Consider the following 19,238-nt stretch of genomic DNA (forward strand, 5'->3'; position numbering starts at 1 on the left):
TCTGTACTTTTGGGAATATGGATATACCGAAAAACCTCGATTTTATTGCCCTGATTTTGTTATCGGGTATTTTTCTTGGGATTTTTATATCGTTCTTTATCATTAAAAAATCGTTTAGAACAAACCGTCCCAACCTCTTTATGGGATTGTTCATTGTTTCTCTTTCTATGGTAATGTTGGAAGGCTGGTTAAACTATACCGGTTTCATATTCGATTTTCTACAGTTCTCCAATTTCGCCGAACCGGTTAACTTCATAATGGCCCCGCTGCTTTACATGTTTGTTTCTTCACAATTGGGAGATGACCGCCATTCTAAATGCTGGTTACATTTTGTACCCTTCGTTTTTTGGCTCGGCTACTGTATGTTCTATTTTTTACAACCCGATGCCGTAAAGTACAATGACACCATCGAAGTAATGCAATTGGATATTCCTTTATTGGAAGAAAGCCCAACTTTCTCCGATGACCCCTGGGGTGTTAGGCAATATGTTAATGTGCTTACCGGAATATCTTTTGGCGTATATATTCTGCTAATGTTCAAAATGCTCTTTGCCAAGAGTAAATCCCTTGGTCAGTCTGTTTTTAAGACCACGGACAAAACCTTGGTATCTATGCGCAACATGTTTTATCATACCACAGTGGTGCTATGCATTTTTGTTTTTGTTAAGCTAATCTTCAAAAATGATGTCGGGGATCATTTCATTTATTTGTACCTCACGCTTATGATATATGCAACGGCCGCCCAAATTATGGATCGCTCATCTTACTACAATCAGGCTTCCACATTTTTAGAGGCACCTACCCTAAAGTACAAGAAATCGTCCTTGGACCAGTTTGAAAAAAATGAGATTCTTAAAAGCATTAATTCGCAAATGATACAACAAAAGTATTATTTAAGCGGCACAGCCTCCTTATCGGGTTTGGCAAAGGCAATCAACGAAACGCCACATCATGTTTCCCAAGTCATCAACGAAAAATTGGGGCAGTCTTTTTTTGAGCTTTTGGCAACACATCGTGTAGAAGAGGCCAAGACCATCCTTAAGACCGATATGGGCAAAAAATTAACGATTGAAGAGGTAGCCGAACGGGTTGGTTATAACTCAAAATCAGCCTTTAACACTGCATTTAAAAGGCATACTTCGCAAACGCCATCTGCATATAGAGATTTGTAAATACCTGATTATCAGATAAAATATGTAGCTCCCTATAAGGACGAACGCCGTGCTTATAGGGAGATTCGCTGCACGCCTCTACCCTTCCATAGTTTTGTTCCATAATCTAATAACAATACAATTATGGAAACCAATGGTAAAACCCAAAAAGAACGTAAATATTTTATAGACTGGTTACGGATAGGCCTTATCATCAGTGTATACTTTTTTCATGTAGGCATGATCTTTAGACCAGAAGAGTGGCATGTTAACAGTGCGGAGTCCTTTGCATTTTTAGATCCAATAATGAGCTGGCTGCACTTGTGGCGTATGCCGCTACTTTTTTTGGTATCTGGTGTAGGAACCTATTATGCTATTGGACACAGAACCAGCTGGCAGTATCTTAAGGAGCGTTTTAAACGTCTGTACATACCCTTTTCCGTTGGCTTTTTTATCCTTGTACCTGTACAGGTCTATATAGAGCGGATAGATCAGTACAGCTCACTTTGGGATTTTTACCCCCATATGTTCGATGGTGGTCCCTACCCTATAGGTAATATCTCTTGGCACCATCTGTGGTTTATACTGTACCTCTTCATTATATCTTTACTGATAACTCCCTTTTTAAAGTATGCCAAGAGCAAACATTTTGCCGAGGTAAAAAATAAGATAATCAACCTTGTCTCAAAGAAAATGGGACTCAACTGGTTGCTTCCGGTCATTTTTATTTCACAGCTTATCCTAAGGCAATACTTTCCTAGAAGTACCCATGCCTTATACAATGACTGGGCCTATTTTACCTATTATCTATTGTTCTTCCTAAGTGGGTTTATGTTGTTTACCAGCGATAAGGTAATTAGCGCCTTGGCTGCACAAAGACGGTCGTTTTTTTACCAAACCCTTATACTTACCGTACTCATGTTCTCGTTTTGGGTCTTCGATTACGGTCTTCCATGGCAAAAATATATCTACGGTGCCATCCAAATGGGTATTGCCCTTTCTTGTGGCCTTACTGCCATCGGCTATTTTAAAACCTACTTCAACAAAGAAAACAGGTGGCGAAAACTGTTGAACGAGGCCATTTATCCATTTTACCTTTTGCACCAACCTGCCCTGGTCATTGTTGGCTACATAGTATTGCAATGGCAGATTTCATACGCATTACAGGCCGTATTGATCATTATGCTGTCCTTAATTTCAATTTTTATTACCTATTGGTTCATAATTAAGAGATTCAATCTGCTCAGGTTTATATTCGGTATGAAGGTGCACACTGCTAAAAAAGCACCGGTTAGTAAAGAGAAATTTATAAAAGCATAGGGACCGCCATTTGGTCTTATATGAAAGAAACCAATAATACCCCAAAGCAGGACTTCCGGTAGGGATACAAATACATTGTCGTAAGTGGCACGATTACAGACTTTTGCAAATTGCCAAGGAGCTGGAAAAACTCACGGATGGATTCAAAATACCAAAAATGTTCCTTCAATAATCTGTTAAATAAAAGCAAAATGATCCATTTAAAATACAGAGGATGCAACCCTTTATTGTTTCATCTGTCAGTAAGAACGTAAACCTTAAAATCTATGAATTAAACGAAACATCAATCTTTATCAATCAAAAAACAAATAGTCAACAATTAATATTCAACAATCAAAAACAAATGAAGCATTTATTAGTATTTTTTATGTTATTCGCCGCTGTACTGTCCGCACAAGATCAGTATACCATAAGCGGTTCTATTAAAGATGCAAGCAATGGGGAAACGCTTTTTGGCGCTTCCGCATTCTTGGAAGGCACCACTATTGGTGCTATAACCAACGAGTATGGATTCTATTCCATCACTGCCCCAAAAGGCAACTATACCTTGGTGATATCCCATATGGGCTACACGGAAATCAAACGTGAAATTGAACTGATCCGAAATCAAAAGATAGATTTGGAAATCCAGGAGTTTACCACTCGGTTAGAAGAAATTGTAGTTACCGCAGAAGAACCGGAGCGTGCCATTCTTAGAAAACCAGAAATGAGTGTGGCCAAAATGAACATTAAAACGGTAAAACAGATGCCTGTGGTCTTAGGGGAAGTAGATGTAATAAAGTCATTGCAATTACTACCTGGAGTAACCAATAACGGAGAAGGGTCTAGTGGCTTTAACGTAAGGGGAGGAGCGGTAGACCAGAATTTGGTTTTATTGGACGAAGCTATTATTTATAACACTTCGCACTTGTTGGGGTTCTTTTCCGTCTTTAATGCAGACGCCATTAAGGACATGAAACTCTATAAAGGAGGTATACCGGCCCGTTTTGGTGGCAGGGCTTCCTCTGTATTGGATATTCGTCAAAAGGACGGAAACAGTAAAAACTTTGCCCTTACCGGCGGAATTGGCTTAATATCTAGTAGGCTAGCGGCAGAAGGGCCTTTGTTTAAAGACCGTGGTTCCTTTTTAATTGCAGGCCGTGGTTCTTATGCCCACCTGTTGTTAAAAGCAGCCGGTGAGAAGAACAGTGCCAATTTTTACGACCTAAACCTAAAGACCAATTACAATATCAATGAAAATAACCGGCTATTCCTTTCTGGCTACTTTGGAAGGGATGCATTTGATTTTAATGGAAATTTTACCAGCAGCTATGGCAATAAGTCGGGAAATCTTAGGTGGAACCATATTTTTAACGATCGCTTATTTTCCAATGCATCGGTAATCTATAGCGAATATGATTATGATCTGGGAATCGATCTTTTGGAGTTCGATTGGATATCGTCCATAAAGAATTACCACCTAAAGTACGATCTTAAGTATTACTTCAACGATAGGTTTAAGCTAGATTTTGGGGCTAGTGGTATTTATTACAAGTTCGATCCCGGACAGATTACCCCCTCTACCCCTACTTCTTCCATAAACCCTAGAAAACTGGATGAGAAAAGAGCTTTTGAGAGTGGTATCTACATAAACGCGGAACATAAACTTACCGATAATCTTACCGCCCAGTACGGATTGCGGTACAGTGCCTTTGCCCGCCTTGGCGGACAGCCTATGGCAAATTATGCCAACAACCAACCCGTTGTTTATAACAATACGTTGGGGATTTACGAGCGAGGTATAGAAATTGGCGAAACCAATTTTGATAAAGGGGAAACCATTAAGGATTTTGGGAATTTGGAACCTAGGGTGTCCTTGGCCTATCAGTTAAACGAATTTTCTTCGGTAAAGGCCGGATACTCTCGTGTGGCCCAATACATTCATTTGTTGTCCAATACCACTTCCGTTACTCCTTTGGACGTTTGGACACCTAGTGGCCAGTTTGTGGAACCTCAGATATCCGATCAATTTGCCTTGGGGTATTTTAGAAATTTCAAGGATAAAATATACAGTCTGGAGGTAGAGGCATATTACAAAACCACCGACAACAGAATAGACTACATTGATGGATCGGACCTTATTGGTAACAACACCATTGAAACGGAAATCCTGAACGGGGAATCTAGAGCTTACGGATTGGAATTCTTAGTACGAAAAAATGAAGGTAGATTTACCGGGTGGCTTGCCTATACCCTGTCAAAGTCTGAACAGCGCGCACCCGGTGGTAGTGCCGGCGGATTGGGAATTAATGATGGCAACTGGTACAACACTGCCTATGACAGAACACACGATTTTTCGCTTACGGGAGCTTATAAGTTAAACGATAAATGGAGTTTAGGAACCAATTTGGTCTTTCAGACCGGTAGGCCGGTAACGTATCCTAACGGACAATATGAATACGAGGGGCTCTCCATAGCCAGCTATTCTGACCGGAATTCCGATAGGCTACCTGCCTATCATCGTTTAGATATCTCTGCTACCTATAGGCCAAACAGAAGACCTAACAAAAGATGGAAGGGCGAATGGGTCTTTGGACTCTATAACGTCTACAACCACAAAAATGCAGCATCCATTTCCTTCGGACAGAATATAGAGACCGGGGCCAATGAAGCTACCAGAACCGCAATTTTTGGTATGGTACCCTCCGCAACGTATAACTTTAAATTTTAACGACCATGACATCATACATAAAAACATATTTAAAATTTAGTATCCTTTTTTTCGCTGCTATCTTTACTTCTTGTGAAGATGTAGTAGACGTGGATGTGCAAACCGCACCTGCCCGTTTAACCATAGAAGCCTCCTTGGATTGGGAAAAGGGTACACAGGGAAATGTACAGATCATTAAGTTAAGTACCTCTACCCCATACTTTGATACCACTACGAATTCTGCCGTTTCAGGCGCATCGGTGCGTGTTACCAATAACGATAGCGGGGCAGAATTTGTGTTTACCGATCAAAACAACGGATCGTATACCACAACACAATTTGTACCTGTGCTCAATGCTTCCTATACCCTGGAAGTTATACACAATGGTGAAACTTACAATGCTACGGAAAGACTTATGCCGGTAACGGACATAACTTCACTTACCCAATCTACTGAGGAAGGTTTTGATGACGAAGTCTTGGAAATAAACGTTTCTTTTGAAGATCCGGAAGACGAGGAAAATTTCTACCTCATAAAGCTTCAGGAACGTGGAGATCGTTTTGTAGAGCTGTTTGATGTAGACGATGAGTTTAGCAATGGTAACGAAATAGACCTCTATTACGAGAAGGAAGAGGATACCGATACCAATACGGAAGAATTTGCTCCCGGGGATATTGTGGATATTGAACTTTTGGGGATTTCGGAGACTTATTTCAACTTTATACGAATCGTGATCGAACAGTCGGAAGGGGTTGGGCTTTTCAGTTCCATTCCGGTAGAACTTAAAGGAAATTGCGTAAACGTAACCTCCCCGGAAAATTATGCATACGGTTTTTTCAGGGTTACACAGGTAGTTAAAGACACCTATACTTTTGAGTAGTTGGTTTTGATTGATTTTTGAACGAAAGGTTACCGGCCTTTTCTGGACTATCCACGGAGATTGGCCAAACAAGTTATATCCTTTAAGTGTTGGGATTGGATTGCTCGTTTGCCAATTGGTATTGACTCGTGGAAAAACCATGGATCGGTTGGTTTCCTTTTTTTAAAACTTGCTCCTGCTTATTGGAAAACAATACATTAACCAGGGGCTTCAAAAACTTAAAACAAGGAATTAGCCACTCCTCCAAGTGGGGTGTCAAAACGGATTTACCAGCTGTATTCTTTCATATATGGCTTAAAACGAGTATCTTATGATAGGTCTAATCAAACTCGTTGTCAATCATGGGAAGAATAAAAAATTTAAACAAATGGGCCAACGCCCACACGTATTACCCGCTAGATCTTGTGCGTATTGCCTTGGGAACTTTTCTTTTTATCAAGGGGATCGATATTATGCAGAGCTTTAAGACGCTTTCTGAACTTATTGAACCCATACAACATTTAACCGGAGGTATGGCCGCCATCCACTATGTAATCCCGGCACATTTTGTAGGAGGTGTTTTAATTGTTTTTGGTCTGCTTACCCGATGGGCCGTTTTGGCTCAAATACCTATTTTAATCGGTGCCGTACTAATTAATTTTTTGGGTGAGATGAACACCACTAATCTAATACTATCGGCGACCGTACTACTACTTTGTATTTTCTTTTTGTTCTACGGATCTGGTAAACATTCCGCAGATTACTATTTGGAAATGCAGAATTAAAGGTTATCTAACTGATTGCTCTTCTTATCGGCACTTATTGTCCAGAAGAAACCTATAAAAAAGAAACTGTCAGCTGCAGGCCTTACCGTGCGCCTAGGAAACAGACCATTGGCATTTGGGGTATCTGCATATTGATAATTATTGATGTTGTTAAACCCAAGGACATTGTTTACAGAAAAGTAAAGAATCTTTTGTGGTGAAAGCAGATAGGCCCAATTAAAACTAAGATTATTATAGGCCTTGGTCTTTTCCGCAAGAAATTGGTTGGTATTGGGGTTGTCATACGGTCTGCCCGAAGAATAATTATAGGACAGCCCTACTTGCGAACGTAATTTATCTACCCAGTATTTGGTTACTACGGAAAAGTTATGCGTGGCCGCAAAATTGGGAGTTGCCCGTTCGGTAAAATCACGATAGTCGCGCTCTGTATCCAACAAGGAATAGGATACCCAATAATCCAAATTTTTTATGTTTTTGTTATCGCGCCAAAAGATATCGAGTCCGGCAGCATAACCACTTCCCAAATTGCTGAAGTTTGAATCGAACTGTGGAAGCCTTGTATTAAATTTGATTAAACCATCATAATCCTTATAAAAAGCCTCGGCCCTAAAGGTTCTACCATTGTTGTTATATTGATAATTAAGAATGTAATGTGATGTTTTCTCGGTACCCAGGCTTTGGTCAAATTTCAGGTTTTCATTCAAGGGGTTTTGATAAAAGTCGCCATAGGCAAGGGAAAACTGTCCTTTTTCGCTGCTCTTGTAGGCCAGTGAGATACGTGGCGCCAGGTTAAAATCTTCCAGGACCTTGGAATACTCGGCCCTAGCTCCAAGTTTCATGGCAAATTTATTACTAAAGAAAATATCGGCTTCTGTATAGCCAGCTGTTAAATGGTCCGTAAATCCGTATTGGGCAGTGAAACCATCTGCCGCAGTAAAAGTCTCGTCATAATCGGTAACAAAATGCTCCGCCCCAAAATTCAATTTAAACCTGTTACTAAAATTCTTATGCAGTTTTATTTTTAGGTGCGAAGCCGTTTCCTCGGCATCTATGCGGTCCGTAAGTACATTTATATCGTTACCGTCAAAAGAAATGCTTGCCCCACCGGCAACACTCCATCCATCCCCAAAGAAATGTCTGTAGGTGGTGTTGAAGTAGAGGTTGTTATTTTTTAAGCCAAATCGGACAGGGTCTTCAAAGTTGATATCTTCCTGATCTATATCCAAATTGCTATGACTAAACCCGGTGTACAGCTTAAACAAGCCTTGTTCACTTTTACTGCGAAATACAGCCTCCCCGGAGATCGATTCAAAAGGGCTATTCCATTTAACTCCCTGATTGGAAGGAATTAAGGCTTCGTAAGGTGCCAGATTAATGTAAGAAGTATTTATACTTAATGATTGATTGCCCCAGATTTTGGTATGTCCCAACCCCCCACCGACGGACATCACCGAAATATCTGTCTTTTCCTGATCGGGCACATCGGTAGTATTCAGAAGCAATACACTAGAGAGGGCCTGACCGTATTCCGCCGAATAACCCCCTGTACTGAAAGTAATGCCTTTGAAAAGAAAAGGGGAAAATCGGCCTCGGGTAGGAATATTGTTTGCCGTAGCACTAAAAGGTTGAAAAACCCTTAGGCCATCTATAAAAACCTGTGTCTCCCCAGCGGCTCCCCCGCGTACAAACAACCTACCGTCCTCATTAACGGTAGAGGTACCCGGAAGCGTTTGCAAAGCACCAACAAAATCGCCTGCAGCCCCTGCCGTGGTAACAATATCCAGAGGTTTAAGTACCGATACTTTAGAATTATCACCAGCCTCAAAAGTACCGGCAGTAAGGGTTACCCCGGTAAGCGAATTTATAGCCTCTCGCAATTGAATTTTTATATCTTTAAAATAAGAGATATCACCTGCTTGCATATAGGTTTCATACGAGATCATGGAAACTATCAGGTTTTGGGTGCCCTTCTCGGTAGTCTCAAAAGAAAAATTTCCCGTTTCATCGGTGGAGGCCCCATCATAGGTACCTTCCAAATACACGTTGGCACCTGCCACAGCTTTGTTCTTTTGATCCGTAACCGTACCAGAAACCGTTGTTTGGGCAATACCAAGGGCAGCATAAAAAAGAGAGAGCAATAATATTAATAATCTCATGGGTCAGTGGTTATTTTGTTGGGACAAAGGTGCTTTAGTAGTGCAGCCAATCCCAAAATTGATGACCCAATCGTAATTTTTGGTTTCTGAATTGTTAAAAGACCTTGCCTTGAACCGTTCCTATGTTGGTTTCTAGACCAGCAAGAAAATTATCTCCAGAGCCAAACCGCTGATAACAACTATAGTAGGATTTATACCTCAAAAAAAGCGGGATATGATTTCAGGAATCAAAAAATATTCCCTTATTTAGTGGTGTTGCTCGGTTCTATAAAAGCGATATGTCCCACTTTCGCTTAGGACCTGAGTTTATTCCCGTTTTATCCCTATATATTTTGTATCGGTTCCCTAACTGAACGTTCCCTATTCTCGGGAACGCACTTCCGGTATTTCTAAAACGGCAACATTTACAAAAAAAGGAAGGGCCCCTTTGACAATACCCTTCTTCCCACCGAAATGAGAGTTACAAATCTTAAACAAGGAGGAAGGACATGCGCAAAAAAAAGCCATTTTATGATGTTTTAAGACATCTATGCCCTCTGTATAATCTTCTCTAGCTTTATGAAGATATTGATAATACAGCAAAAAATGATCGGAGATGTTCTTATCAGCACAATCATTTGTGAAAACATAAAGAGAAACCTTCCCGACGTGGAAATACATTACTTAATTAACTGTCACACAGTGCCAGTGGTCATTAATAATCCTTTTATAGATCAAGTGGTATTGTTCAAGGCCGACTATAAAAAAAACAAACTGGCCTTTTACCAATTTTTAAAGGACATCAAAGAAGAAAAGTATCATGTTGTCCTAGATGTTTATTGTAAATTGGAAAGTAATTTGATAAGCCTTTTTTCACAGGCACCTTTGAAAGCGTCATTAAAAAAATGGTATTCAAGCTTTATTTATACCCATCATGTTTACAAACCAAAAAACAGAAAGCGGGGAACAGGAATGGCAATAGAGGACAGGCTTTTATTTTTGGCTCCAATACTTCCAAATTTAAACGAAGCCGTTAAAAGGCCCAAAATTTATTTAACAGAGGATGAAACCTGCGCTGCAAGAACGTTTTTGGGTGCGCATAATATTACTGGGTCAGAACCTATAATTATGCTAAATATTCTAGGGAGTCACCCCAATAAAACATACCCCTTACCTTATATGGCCGAAGTAATTGATCTTATAGCAAAAATTACGGATGCAACATTACTATTTAATTATATTCCATGCCAGCACAAACAGGCACTCGAGTTATATGACTTATGCAACGATACCACAAAAAAACAAATAAAAATAGACGCATTCGCAAGTTCTCTTCGATTGTTCTTGGCATTGGTTCATCATTGCAATGCGGTTATAGGTAACGAAGGTGGTGCTATAAACATGGCAAAAGCGCTAGGCGTTCCCACGTTCAGCATATTTTCTCCATGGATTACCAAAGCGGCATGGGACACTTTTAGCGATGCCAGTAACGTTGCAGTCCATTTAAATGACTATCGCCCGGAAGAAATGTATGGAAAATCAAAAAAAGAGCTTAAAAAAAACAACCTTGATCTATATAAGCGCTTTACCCCTGCATACTTCATGCTGCTGTTAACAGATTTTTTGAAGGATATTAGTGTCATACCAAAAGTGAATCCATAGAACAGCTATGGGAGTTTCAACAATCTGCGATAATCGATCTACTAGCAAAGTATCCTGATGCAACTTATCACCCCTTTTTTGCATTCTTGCCATTAAACACTACATTTAAGAAGACATAATCAATAAACCACAAGGTCCCCCACGTACAAAATGAAAACGCTACTATCCATATTATTTTTGGGAATCTTTGTATGCCAGCTTACTTACGGGCAATCCACGACCCTAGATAGCCTACAACAACAATTAAATGCCTCCGTTACCGATTCCGCTAGAGTCTTCCACCTTAAAAATATTGCATGGGAATATCTTAACAATAGGTCCGATGCCGACCTGGCCAAAAAATATATCGACAGTTTTTACCAGATCAGTGTTAAAAACGACTATGCTTACGGCTTGGCCCGGGCCAACTACCAATATGGCGTATTGGAGCGCCAAAAAGGGCACTACAACAAGGCCCTTGAACATATGGAGAAGTATTTAACCTACTGTGAAGAAAAAAAAGACGAAAAGGGCATTGCCGATGGATTGTATCAGAAAGCCACAATTTTGGACAGTCAGGGGCTTTTCAGTAAAAGTTTGGAAATACAATTTAGGATTTTAAAGATCTATGAGAAATTAGACGATAAATATAGTATTGCAACCATCCTCAATGCTCTGGGTGAAACGTTTAAACGGACCAATAAGTTGGAGGAAGCCATGGAAAACTATACCAAATCCCTCCAGATATTCGAGGCCCTGGACGAGAAGGCAGATATGGCCAACGGGTACTTTAATATTGGAGACCTTTATATGATGAAAAAGGATTACCAAGAAGCCTTGCGCTATTTTAATAGGGCCTTGGACTTGGATACCGAAATAGACAGCCCTTGGGGCAAGGCCTATGATTATGAATCCATAGGAAAAGTTTATCGACTGCAAGAGAACCATAAAAAAGCCTTGGAATTTCATTTGAAAGCCTTTGAAATTCGGCAACAGCTACAACAAAAATTGGAACTTGCCGAGAGTCATACCCATTTGGGGTTAGACTATTTTCAACTCAAGGACTACAAAAAAGCACGCTCCCACTTAGAAGAAGCAGTAGCCTATGCCGAGGCAATAGATGCAAAACCAGAAATGCAACAGGCTTACGAAACCTTGTCCAAAGTATATGCTGCAACGGGCGACCTTAAAAAAGCGTTAGAGACCAAGGACAAATATATTGCGGTAAAAGACAGCCTCTTCAACGAAACAAAATCCAAACAAATAGAGGAACTGCAAGTAAAATTCGATTCCGAGAAAAAGCAAGATGCTATTGCAACCTTACAGAAAGATGCCGAAATAAACGACCTAAAACTAAGGAGGCAGACCACTTTTAGAAATATTACCATAGGAATAGCACTGGCCACCGTGCTGCTCTCACTTATCTTATTTAATCGATACAAATACCAACAACGCGTAAACAGGGAGGCAGAGGAGAAAAAAAGGCTTATTGCAGAAGAACGCCAAAAGACCGAAATTGAAAAACAACGCGTGGATGAACTCCAAAAAATTGATAAGCTAAAAGACGAATTCCTTGCGAACACATCGCATGAACTTCGTACCCCATTAAACGGTATCATCGGTCTTACCGAATCACTTAAGGACGGTGTTGCTGGCAAACTGCCGGGCAAGGTCATTGAAAATCTGGACATGATCACAAATAGCGGTAAACGCCTGGCACATCTGGTGAACGATATTTTGGATTTTTCCAAACTGAAAAACCAAGATTTGGTACTTGCCCTAAACCCTACCGACTTGCACGCTATTGTTGATGTTGTGCTTAAACTTTCGGAACCCCTTATCTTGGACAAGCACCTTAAACTGATAAATACAATTCCAAAAGATATTCCGCTTGTGGAAGCGGACGAAAATAGATTACAACAAATATTGCACAATCTTATAGGTAATGCCATAAAATTTACCAATGGCGGATCTATTACCGTTAGTGCCGAAACACAAAAAGATATGGTTTCCATAAGCGTATCGGATACTGGTATTGGAATCTCAAAAGACAAGTTCGAGACCATTTTTAAATCGTTCGAGCAGGCAGATGGCAGTATCTCCAGGGCGTATGGAGGAACTGGTCTGGGACTTTCCGTTACCAAACAATTGGTAGAGCTCCACCAGGGGACTATCAGTGTAAAATCAGTTATAGACCAGGGATCTACCTTTGTTTTTACCCTCCCCAAAAGCACCTCCAAAACAAAGGCACAACTGTCCGATCGGGATACTGTACAAGAAAGAATAGCAACTGTTATAGTCGATGGCAAACAGGAGTATGGTACGGACCCATTGCAAGCTATTTCTGAAGAATTGCGAAGTAAAATTTTGGTGGTTGATGACGAGCCGGTAAACAGGCGTGTCTTGGAGAACCATTTGGCAGTTGCTAATTACGAGGTTACCGAAGCCCATAGTGGTAAAGAGGCTTTGGACCTTATTGCCCATGGAAACCACTTTGATCTAATACTATTGGATGTTATGATGCCCGGTATATCTGGGTACGAGGTATGCCAAACGATAAGGGAAGAGCATGGCGCCAGCGAATTGCCCGTAGTTCTTTTAACGGCCAAGAACAGGGTCAGTGATTTGGTTATAGGTTTTAATGTGGGAGCCAATGATTACCTTACTAAACCCTTCTCTAAAAATGAATTGCTAAGCCGTATAAAGATGCACCTCAACCTCAACGGAATACATAAGGCGGCAAGCAAGTTTGTGCCCACGGAATTTATAAAATCGGTAGGAAGAGAAGCTATTACCGAGGTGGCATTAGGCGATCACGTAGAAAAGGATGTTACGGTACTATTTACCGATGTTAGGGAATATACCCATTTAGCTGAAAGTATGACCCCACGTCAAAACTTTAAATTTGTAAATGCCTATGTAGGTAAAATGGGGCCTATCATTCAAGGAAACAAGGGTTTTGTAAACCAGTACTTGGGCGATGGTATCATGGCCTTATTTCCGTTCGAAGCCGAGCATGCGCTGCAGGCTTCCATCGATATGCAAAAGAAAATAAAGGAATATAATATACAGAGACTTCAAGATGGATACCAACCCCTGTCCGTAGGCATGGGGCTTCATACAGGACCTTTAGTTATGGGCATCATAGGGGACATCAACAGAAATGATACTGCCATAATTGCCGATACCGTAAATACAGCTTCGCGTATGGAAGGAGTTACCAAACATTACGGAGCCAACATAATAATAAGCGAGGACAGTTTAAATACCATAAAAAACAAATCGGACTACGGACTTAGATATTTAGGAAAGGTAAGGGTTAAAGGTAAAGCTAAGGTAATGGGCATTTACGAATGTTTTGATGGGGACGATGACGATGTGATAACCCATAAACAAAATACATTAAAAGACTTTGAGAAAGGCCTGAAGTATTTTTTTAAAAACGAATTTCCCAAAGCCTCTGCGGCCTTCGATAAAGTATTGAATGCCAATCCCAAGGATACTGTGGCCAAATATTTTGTGACCAAATCCGCCGAGTATACCATAGCGGGGGTACCCAAAGATTGGGAAGTGGTGAACACCATGAGCGAAAAATAAGGATTATTGGGTTTTTACCTCTTGCTATTTCCAGGGAAGAATAATGGTGCTACCTGATTTGCCCGAGTTTAATCTGCTTAAATGAAAAGATGCCAGTCCATCTTCCGGGTAATCTTCTACAACACCTTTAAACTTGCCCAGTGCTTCAGGGGCATTGTTTTCCATTAGTTTATAGGCTTCCAGATAATCCGATATGTTTGGGGTTTCACTTTTACTTTTTGTTAGTGGTTCAAAGGTAGCCACGGGTCGTGTTTTACCCTTTAACAGCAAAGATCCTATGGGCCTTCCTATAAAATCAGGGCATTGCGCTACGGTGGTACCGCTTACGCAAACCCGAGTCCCTAGCTGCTTGTTGGCGCTTTCCAAACGGGCTGCCGTATTAATGGCATCGCCCAAAGCCCTATAATCGAGTTGATTTTTTCCACCAATATTTCCTATGATTACCGTACCGGTATTTACACCTATCCGTGTTCTTCCTAAATCCAGACCAATTTTTTGCTTTTCCAAAGCAAAATTTTGCGCATAGGCATCCATATCCAAAGCACAGGCAACAGCCCTAGCAGCATGGTCTTTCTGTACAACAGGGGCCGAAAACATTACCGCAATGGCATCCCCAACTATTTTAGAAACCGTACCCTCGTGTTTAAATACTATGGCGATCATCCCTTCAAAGTATTCATTGAGGTAAGTTACAAGGGTAGCCGGATCCGATTTCTCCACTAAAGGGGTAAACCCAACCAAATCCGTAAATATAAAAGTACATTCCCTACGCTCCCCTCCCAACCTCAGCTCATCGGGGTGCTGAATTAAATGGGTCACCAAATTGGGTGAAACATAGGCCGAAAAAGCTTCTTTGATCCATTTGTGCTTACTTTCGAGCATGGTAATGGCTAAATTTTTCTCTCCTACGAAATACCTAAGTACTATAAAGGAGGTTAAAGACATCCCCGCTATGTTCATCACAAAAAAGCCGGTAATGGTATGTGTGGGCAGATTATTTACAGAGGTGTATTGTCCTTCTAGCAATAGAGCAACCACCAATAAGCCGATAAAGGCAAAAAACCACCATAAGGCCTGTGACCGTCCTTGGAGTACCAAAGCCCCTAACGGCGAGGTAAGCGACCAAATAATTACGGCACTGGAACCGGCATATCCGCCTAAGGTCAACATCAATATAAAAGGAAGGATAAGGCTAAAAGCAAGCTGACTCACCAAAAACAGCTGGTAATTTTTGATCTTCGCAAACAAGGCTATGCTAATTAACGAAACCGCGGCGTAGAGCGAAGGAATGGAAGCGGCAAGGGGTTCGCCAAAGTATAGATATAGAAGTCCCCAAAAACAAGCCATTATGGCCATGCTACCGGCAAATGCAATCAATAGCGTTTTTTGCACCCGCACTTCCTCTCTATCATCGGGATGCGAGCCAATGCCAGCGATCCAGGAAACCAGGGATTTGATAAAGGTGGAGGTCAAAACGGATACAGTTGGTTGATTCCTGTGAATATACTAAAAATTGATATTTTAGCTTGCCGATAGCTATTTTTCACTTAACGATAACATTTGGGAAGCCATGCGGGCATATCTTTTAAATCGCTGATCTACTTTGCGTTGTATTTCAGTTATCCGCATGTTGGTGGCTTCATCTTCATAACCAAGAAACTTTTCAAAGCGCTTCTCACCTCTTAAATAATCATGCATGCCTATACTAGGTCTTTCCGAGTCTAATTGCAAGGGGTTTAATCCCCTAACGGTTCTTCGAGGATCATTCCGATACAATAACCATTGCCCGGAATCTACTGCGGCTTTGTGATATTGACTTGGGTTTTTCATATCGATACCATGTGCCGGACTATGGCAATAGGCAATAATAATAGACGGGCCATCGTAACTTTCGGCTTCTAAAAAGGTTTTTAAGGTATGTTCTTGGTCTGCTCCCATGGCAACGGACGCAACATAAACATCATCATAGCACATCGCCAACAAACCCAGGTCTTTCTTCTGTTTTTGTTTTCCGTTGATTTCAAATTTAGCGGAAGCCCCATAAGGAGTGGCCTTGGAGTTCTGCCCACCTGTATTGGAATATACCTCATTATCCAGAACAAGGATATTTACGTTTTTTCCGGAAGCGATAACATGATCTATACCCCCATAACCAATATCATAGGCCCAGCCGTCACCACCTACGATCCAAACACTTTGCTTAATTAAACTATCAGATAATTTCAGTAATTCTTGGGCTTCCTTGGAGGGGTTTGTTGTTAATTTATATTTAAGTTCGGCAATCCTGGCACGTTGCGCTTCAATTTCCGTTTCGGTGTTCTGGGGTGCATTAAGGATGTTGTATACCAAATCAAATTCGAGAGGGTTCATACATCTTTTCAATAAGTTTTTTGTCCGCATTTCCTGCTGCTCCAGAGTCAATCGGAAACCCAAGCCAAATTCGGCATTATCCTCAAATAAGGAATTAGACCATGCCGGACCCTTCCCTTCCGCATTTTTAGTCCAAGGTGTCGTAGGTAGTGCACCACCAAAAATGGAGCTGGCCCCCGTTGCATTGGCTACGAGCATACGATCACCGAATAATTGCGATAACAGTTTTAAATAGGGAGCTTCCCCACAACCATCCACCCCGGAAGAATATTTAAACAGCGGTTCTTGTAGTTGTTGCCGACTTACCATACTAACGTCAATTTTGGATCGGTCCATTTCTGGAATGTTCTTAAAGTAGTCCCATTTAACCTTATGTGCTACGGTCTTATTGATCATTGTCAGTGCTTTTGCCGGACATGCATCCACGCAGTTGTTGCAGGAAGTACACTGATCGGCATCTATTTGGATGGTATAATTCAATAAATCCACAGCCCATTCCGGGTCAAGGGCCATAGTGTTTTTAAACCCTGATGGTGCCTGCATTAGCACATTATCATCATAGACCTTTATTCTTAATGCTCCCTGCGGACAGGCCATGCTGCATGCGCCGCAATGGGTGCATAGATCTTGGTCCCACTCGGGGATTTCTAAACCGTGATATACTTCGTTAAATTCTGATGTTCCCGTTTGGAATGTACCATCTGCCGGTAGCGCACTAACTGGCAGTTCCCCTCCCCTGCCCGCAATTAGTGCTTCAATTAAAGTGTTTTCAAAATTGTTTATCCTTAAGGTATTGGACCCATTTATCTGAGTGCCCAAGAACAAATCAACTTTGGTAATATGGTTCTGCAGCTTTTGGAATGCTTGGTCTAAGGAGATTTTTTCATTCAATGCAAAAAAGCAAGCATGCAACGAAGAAATAGTATAATTTTCGGAAAAGTACTCTGGGACAATTTTCTTGCTGTCTATTGTATAAACCAATATTTCCTTTGCCACTAGCTCTTGCTTGCGTTCGATGGAAAGTTGATTCCAAAATTCTTGGTTGGGCAATTCGGAGGCAACAAGTAGCCTACCGCCAAATTTTATACGTTTTATTACATCGTCATTCTCAACAAAGTTTACTGAATCACAAACCACAAAATCCGCATCGGAAACTAAATAAGGGGCTCTGATCGGGGTTTTCGAAATTCGCAGGTTGGAAACACTTCTAGATCTAGATTTTCTGTAGTCACATTCGGTATAGCCTTGTACAAAGGTATTGTCCAAAGCTCCTAGATATTGCAAGGTATTGCCAAAACTGGTGGTAGCATCTACGGACCTGGTTTCGTAAAATAAGGCCTTATAATTTTTATCTTTTACATCGATGTCCTGCTCATAATCCAAACTTAAATGGGTTACGTCATCATTTATACCTATCGTAAAATTGTTTTTGGGATGTTCTTTTTTTAGGTTATTTACTACACTCAGGATCATTGCAGGAGTTAACTCCTTGGAGGACAAACCGTATCTGCCACCAACTATTTTTGGGAACTGATCAAAACTGTTGATAAGGGCCGTTACGGATTGTACCACATCCAAGTACAAAGGTTCACCGGTAGATCCGGGCTCTTTGGTCCTATCTAGTACGGCTATGGACTTACAGCTTTTGGGGAGTGCCTTAACTAGGTGGTCAGCACTAAAAGGTCTGAACAAGCGAACCTTTATCAATCCTATTTTCTCACCTTTTGCATTTAAGTATTTGATTGTTTTTTCGATGGTTTCCGTTGCCGAAGCCATGGCTATAAGCACTTGCTCTGCTTTGGGATGACCTACATATTCGAAGATTTGATAAGATCTGCCCGTAAGTTCCGAAAATTTGTCCATTTGTTTTTGTACCAGGTCCGGACAAGCATTGTAGTAAGTATTGCTTGCTTCCCTGCTTTGAAAAAATACATCTGCGCCCTGTGCGGTACCTCTCAATACCGGTTTATTGGGGTTTAAGGCGTTGTCTCGGTGGGCTTGTATGTGGTCGGTGTTCATCATTTCTTTAATTACCGCGTTTGGTAGGTTCTCTATTTTGGACGTTTCGTGCGAAGTACGGAATCCGTCAAAAAAATGAACAAAGGGAATACGCGATTCCAGTGTGGCCGCTTGGGCAATCAATGCAAAATCCATGGCTTCCTGTACCGAGGCCGCCCCTAAAAAAGCATAGCCCGTATTGCGTACGGCCATAATATCACTGTGATCCCCAAAAACCGATAAGGCGTGGGTGGCTACCGATCTTGTTGCAACATGAATTACATTGGGGGTTAATTCACCGGCTATTTTGTACATATTGGGCATCATAAGCAACAACCCTTGCGATGCCGTAAAAGTAGTTGCCAAGGATCCTGTTTGCAGGGCGCCATGTAGTGCCCCCGCTACACCTGCTTCACTTTGCATTTCAAAAATTGAAGGAACATCACCAAAAACATTCCGCTGTTGGTTGGCGCTCCACTCGGCTGCCAACTCCGACATTTCGGAGGAAGGGGTAATCGGATAAATGGCACATACTTCATTAACCTTATATGCCACTTGCGCCGCTGCCTGGTTACCATTTACTACAATATATTTTTGTTCTTTCATTTTGGCGTACCTAGTTGTTACAATTGGATGGTTGGTATAGTTTTGGATTGGAAATAAAAAAGACCGCCCCAATACCTTTTGAGACG

General features: G+C 41.2%; 10 protein-coding genes. 7 read left to right on the plus strand and 3 right to left on the minus strand.

Annotation, left to right across the window (positions count from 1 at the left end):
* Positions 1 to 17: 17 nt before the first annotated feature.
* From ACEQ81_RS16755 to ACEQ81_RS16775, 5 genes are all read left to right on the plus strand, one after another.
* Positions 18 to 1,172, plus strand: a complete 1,155-nt coding sequence (locus ACEQ81_RS16755; protein ID WP_411032074.1) for a helix-turn-helix domain-containing protein — start codon at positions 18 to 20, stop codon at positions 1,170 to 1,172.
* Between the two features lie 123 nt (positions 1,173 to 1,295).
* On the plus strand, positions 1,296 to 2,471 hold the full coding sequence (locus ACEQ81_RS16760; RefSeq protein WP_411032075.1) for an acyltransferase family protein: 1,176 nt from the start codon (positions 1,296 to 1,298) through the stop codon (positions 2,469 to 2,471).
* 343 nt (positions 2,472 to 2,814) lie between these two features.
* Complete coding sequence (locus ACEQ81_RS16765) at positions 2,815 to 5,181, plus strand: TonB-dependent receptor (protein ID WP_411032076.1); 2,367 nt, start codon at positions 2,815 to 2,817, stop codon at positions 5,179 to 5,181.
* Positions 5,182 to 5,186: 5 nt separating this feature from the next.
* On the plus strand, positions 5,187 to 6,041 hold the full coding sequence (locus ACEQ81_RS16770; RefSeq protein ID WP_411032077.1) for a DUF4249 family protein: 855 nt from the start codon (positions 5,187 to 5,189) through the stop codon (positions 6,039 to 6,041).
* A 341-nt stretch (positions 6,042 to 6,382) separates the two neighbouring features.
* Entirely contained in the window at positions 6,383 to 6,805 is a 423-nt protein-coding gene (locus ACEQ81_RS16775; RefSeq protein ID WP_411032078.1) for a DoxX family protein, read from the plus strand.
* Here ACEQ81_RS16775 and ACEQ81_RS16780 read toward each other — a convergent pair.
* Complete coding sequence (locus tag ACEQ81_RS16780) at positions 6,802 to 8,961, minus strand: TonB-dependent receptor (RefSeq protein ID WP_411032079.1); 2,160 nt, start codon at positions 8,959 to 8,961, stop codon at positions 6,802 to 6,804. The genes ACEQ81_RS16775 and ACEQ81_RS16780 overlap by 4 nt on opposite strands.
* A 558-nt stretch (positions 8,962 to 9,519) precedes the next feature.
* Between ACEQ81_RS16780 and ACEQ81_RS16785 the strand changes: the two genes are divergently transcribed.
* Both ACEQ81_RS16785 and ACEQ81_RS16790 read left to right on the plus strand, forming a co-directional pair.
* Complete coding sequence (locus ACEQ81_RS16785; protein ID WP_411032080.1) at positions 9,520 to 10,602, plus strand: glycosyltransferase family 9 protein; 1,083 nt, start codon at positions 9,520 to 9,522, stop codon at positions 10,600 to 10,602.
* Between the two features lie 150 nt (positions 10,603 to 10,752).
* Positions 10,753 to 14,178, plus strand: coding sequence for a tetratricopeptide repeat protein (locus ACEQ81_RS16790; protein ID WP_411032081.1), 3,426 nt, complete (start codon positions 10,753 to 10,755; stop codon positions 14,176 to 14,178).
* Positions 14,179 to 14,202: 24 nt separating this feature from the next.
* Here the strand turns inward: ACEQ81_RS16790 and ACEQ81_RS16795 are convergent, their stop codons facing one another.
* Positions 14,203 to 15,651 carry an adenylate/guanylate cyclase domain-containing protein gene (locus ACEQ81_RS16795; RefSeq protein WP_411032082.1) on the minus strand — a complete coding sequence of 483 codons (1,449 nt, stop codon included), beginning with the start codon at positions 15,649 to 15,651 and terminating at the stop codon, positions 14,203 to 14,205.
* A 63-nt stretch (positions 15,652 to 15,714) separates the two neighbouring features.
* Positions 15,715 to 19,152, minus strand: a complete 3,438-nt coding sequence (locus ACEQ81_RS16800) for a 4Fe-4S binding protein (protein WP_411032083.1) — start codon at positions 19,150 to 19,152, stop codon at positions 15,715 to 15,717.
* Positions 19,153 to 19,238 lie beyond the last annotated feature (86 nt).

The organism is Spongiimicrobium sp. 3-5 (assembly GCF_046557915.1).
GTDB lineage: Bacteria > Bacteroidota > Bacteroidia > Flavobacteriales > Flavobacteriaceae > JBHEBG01.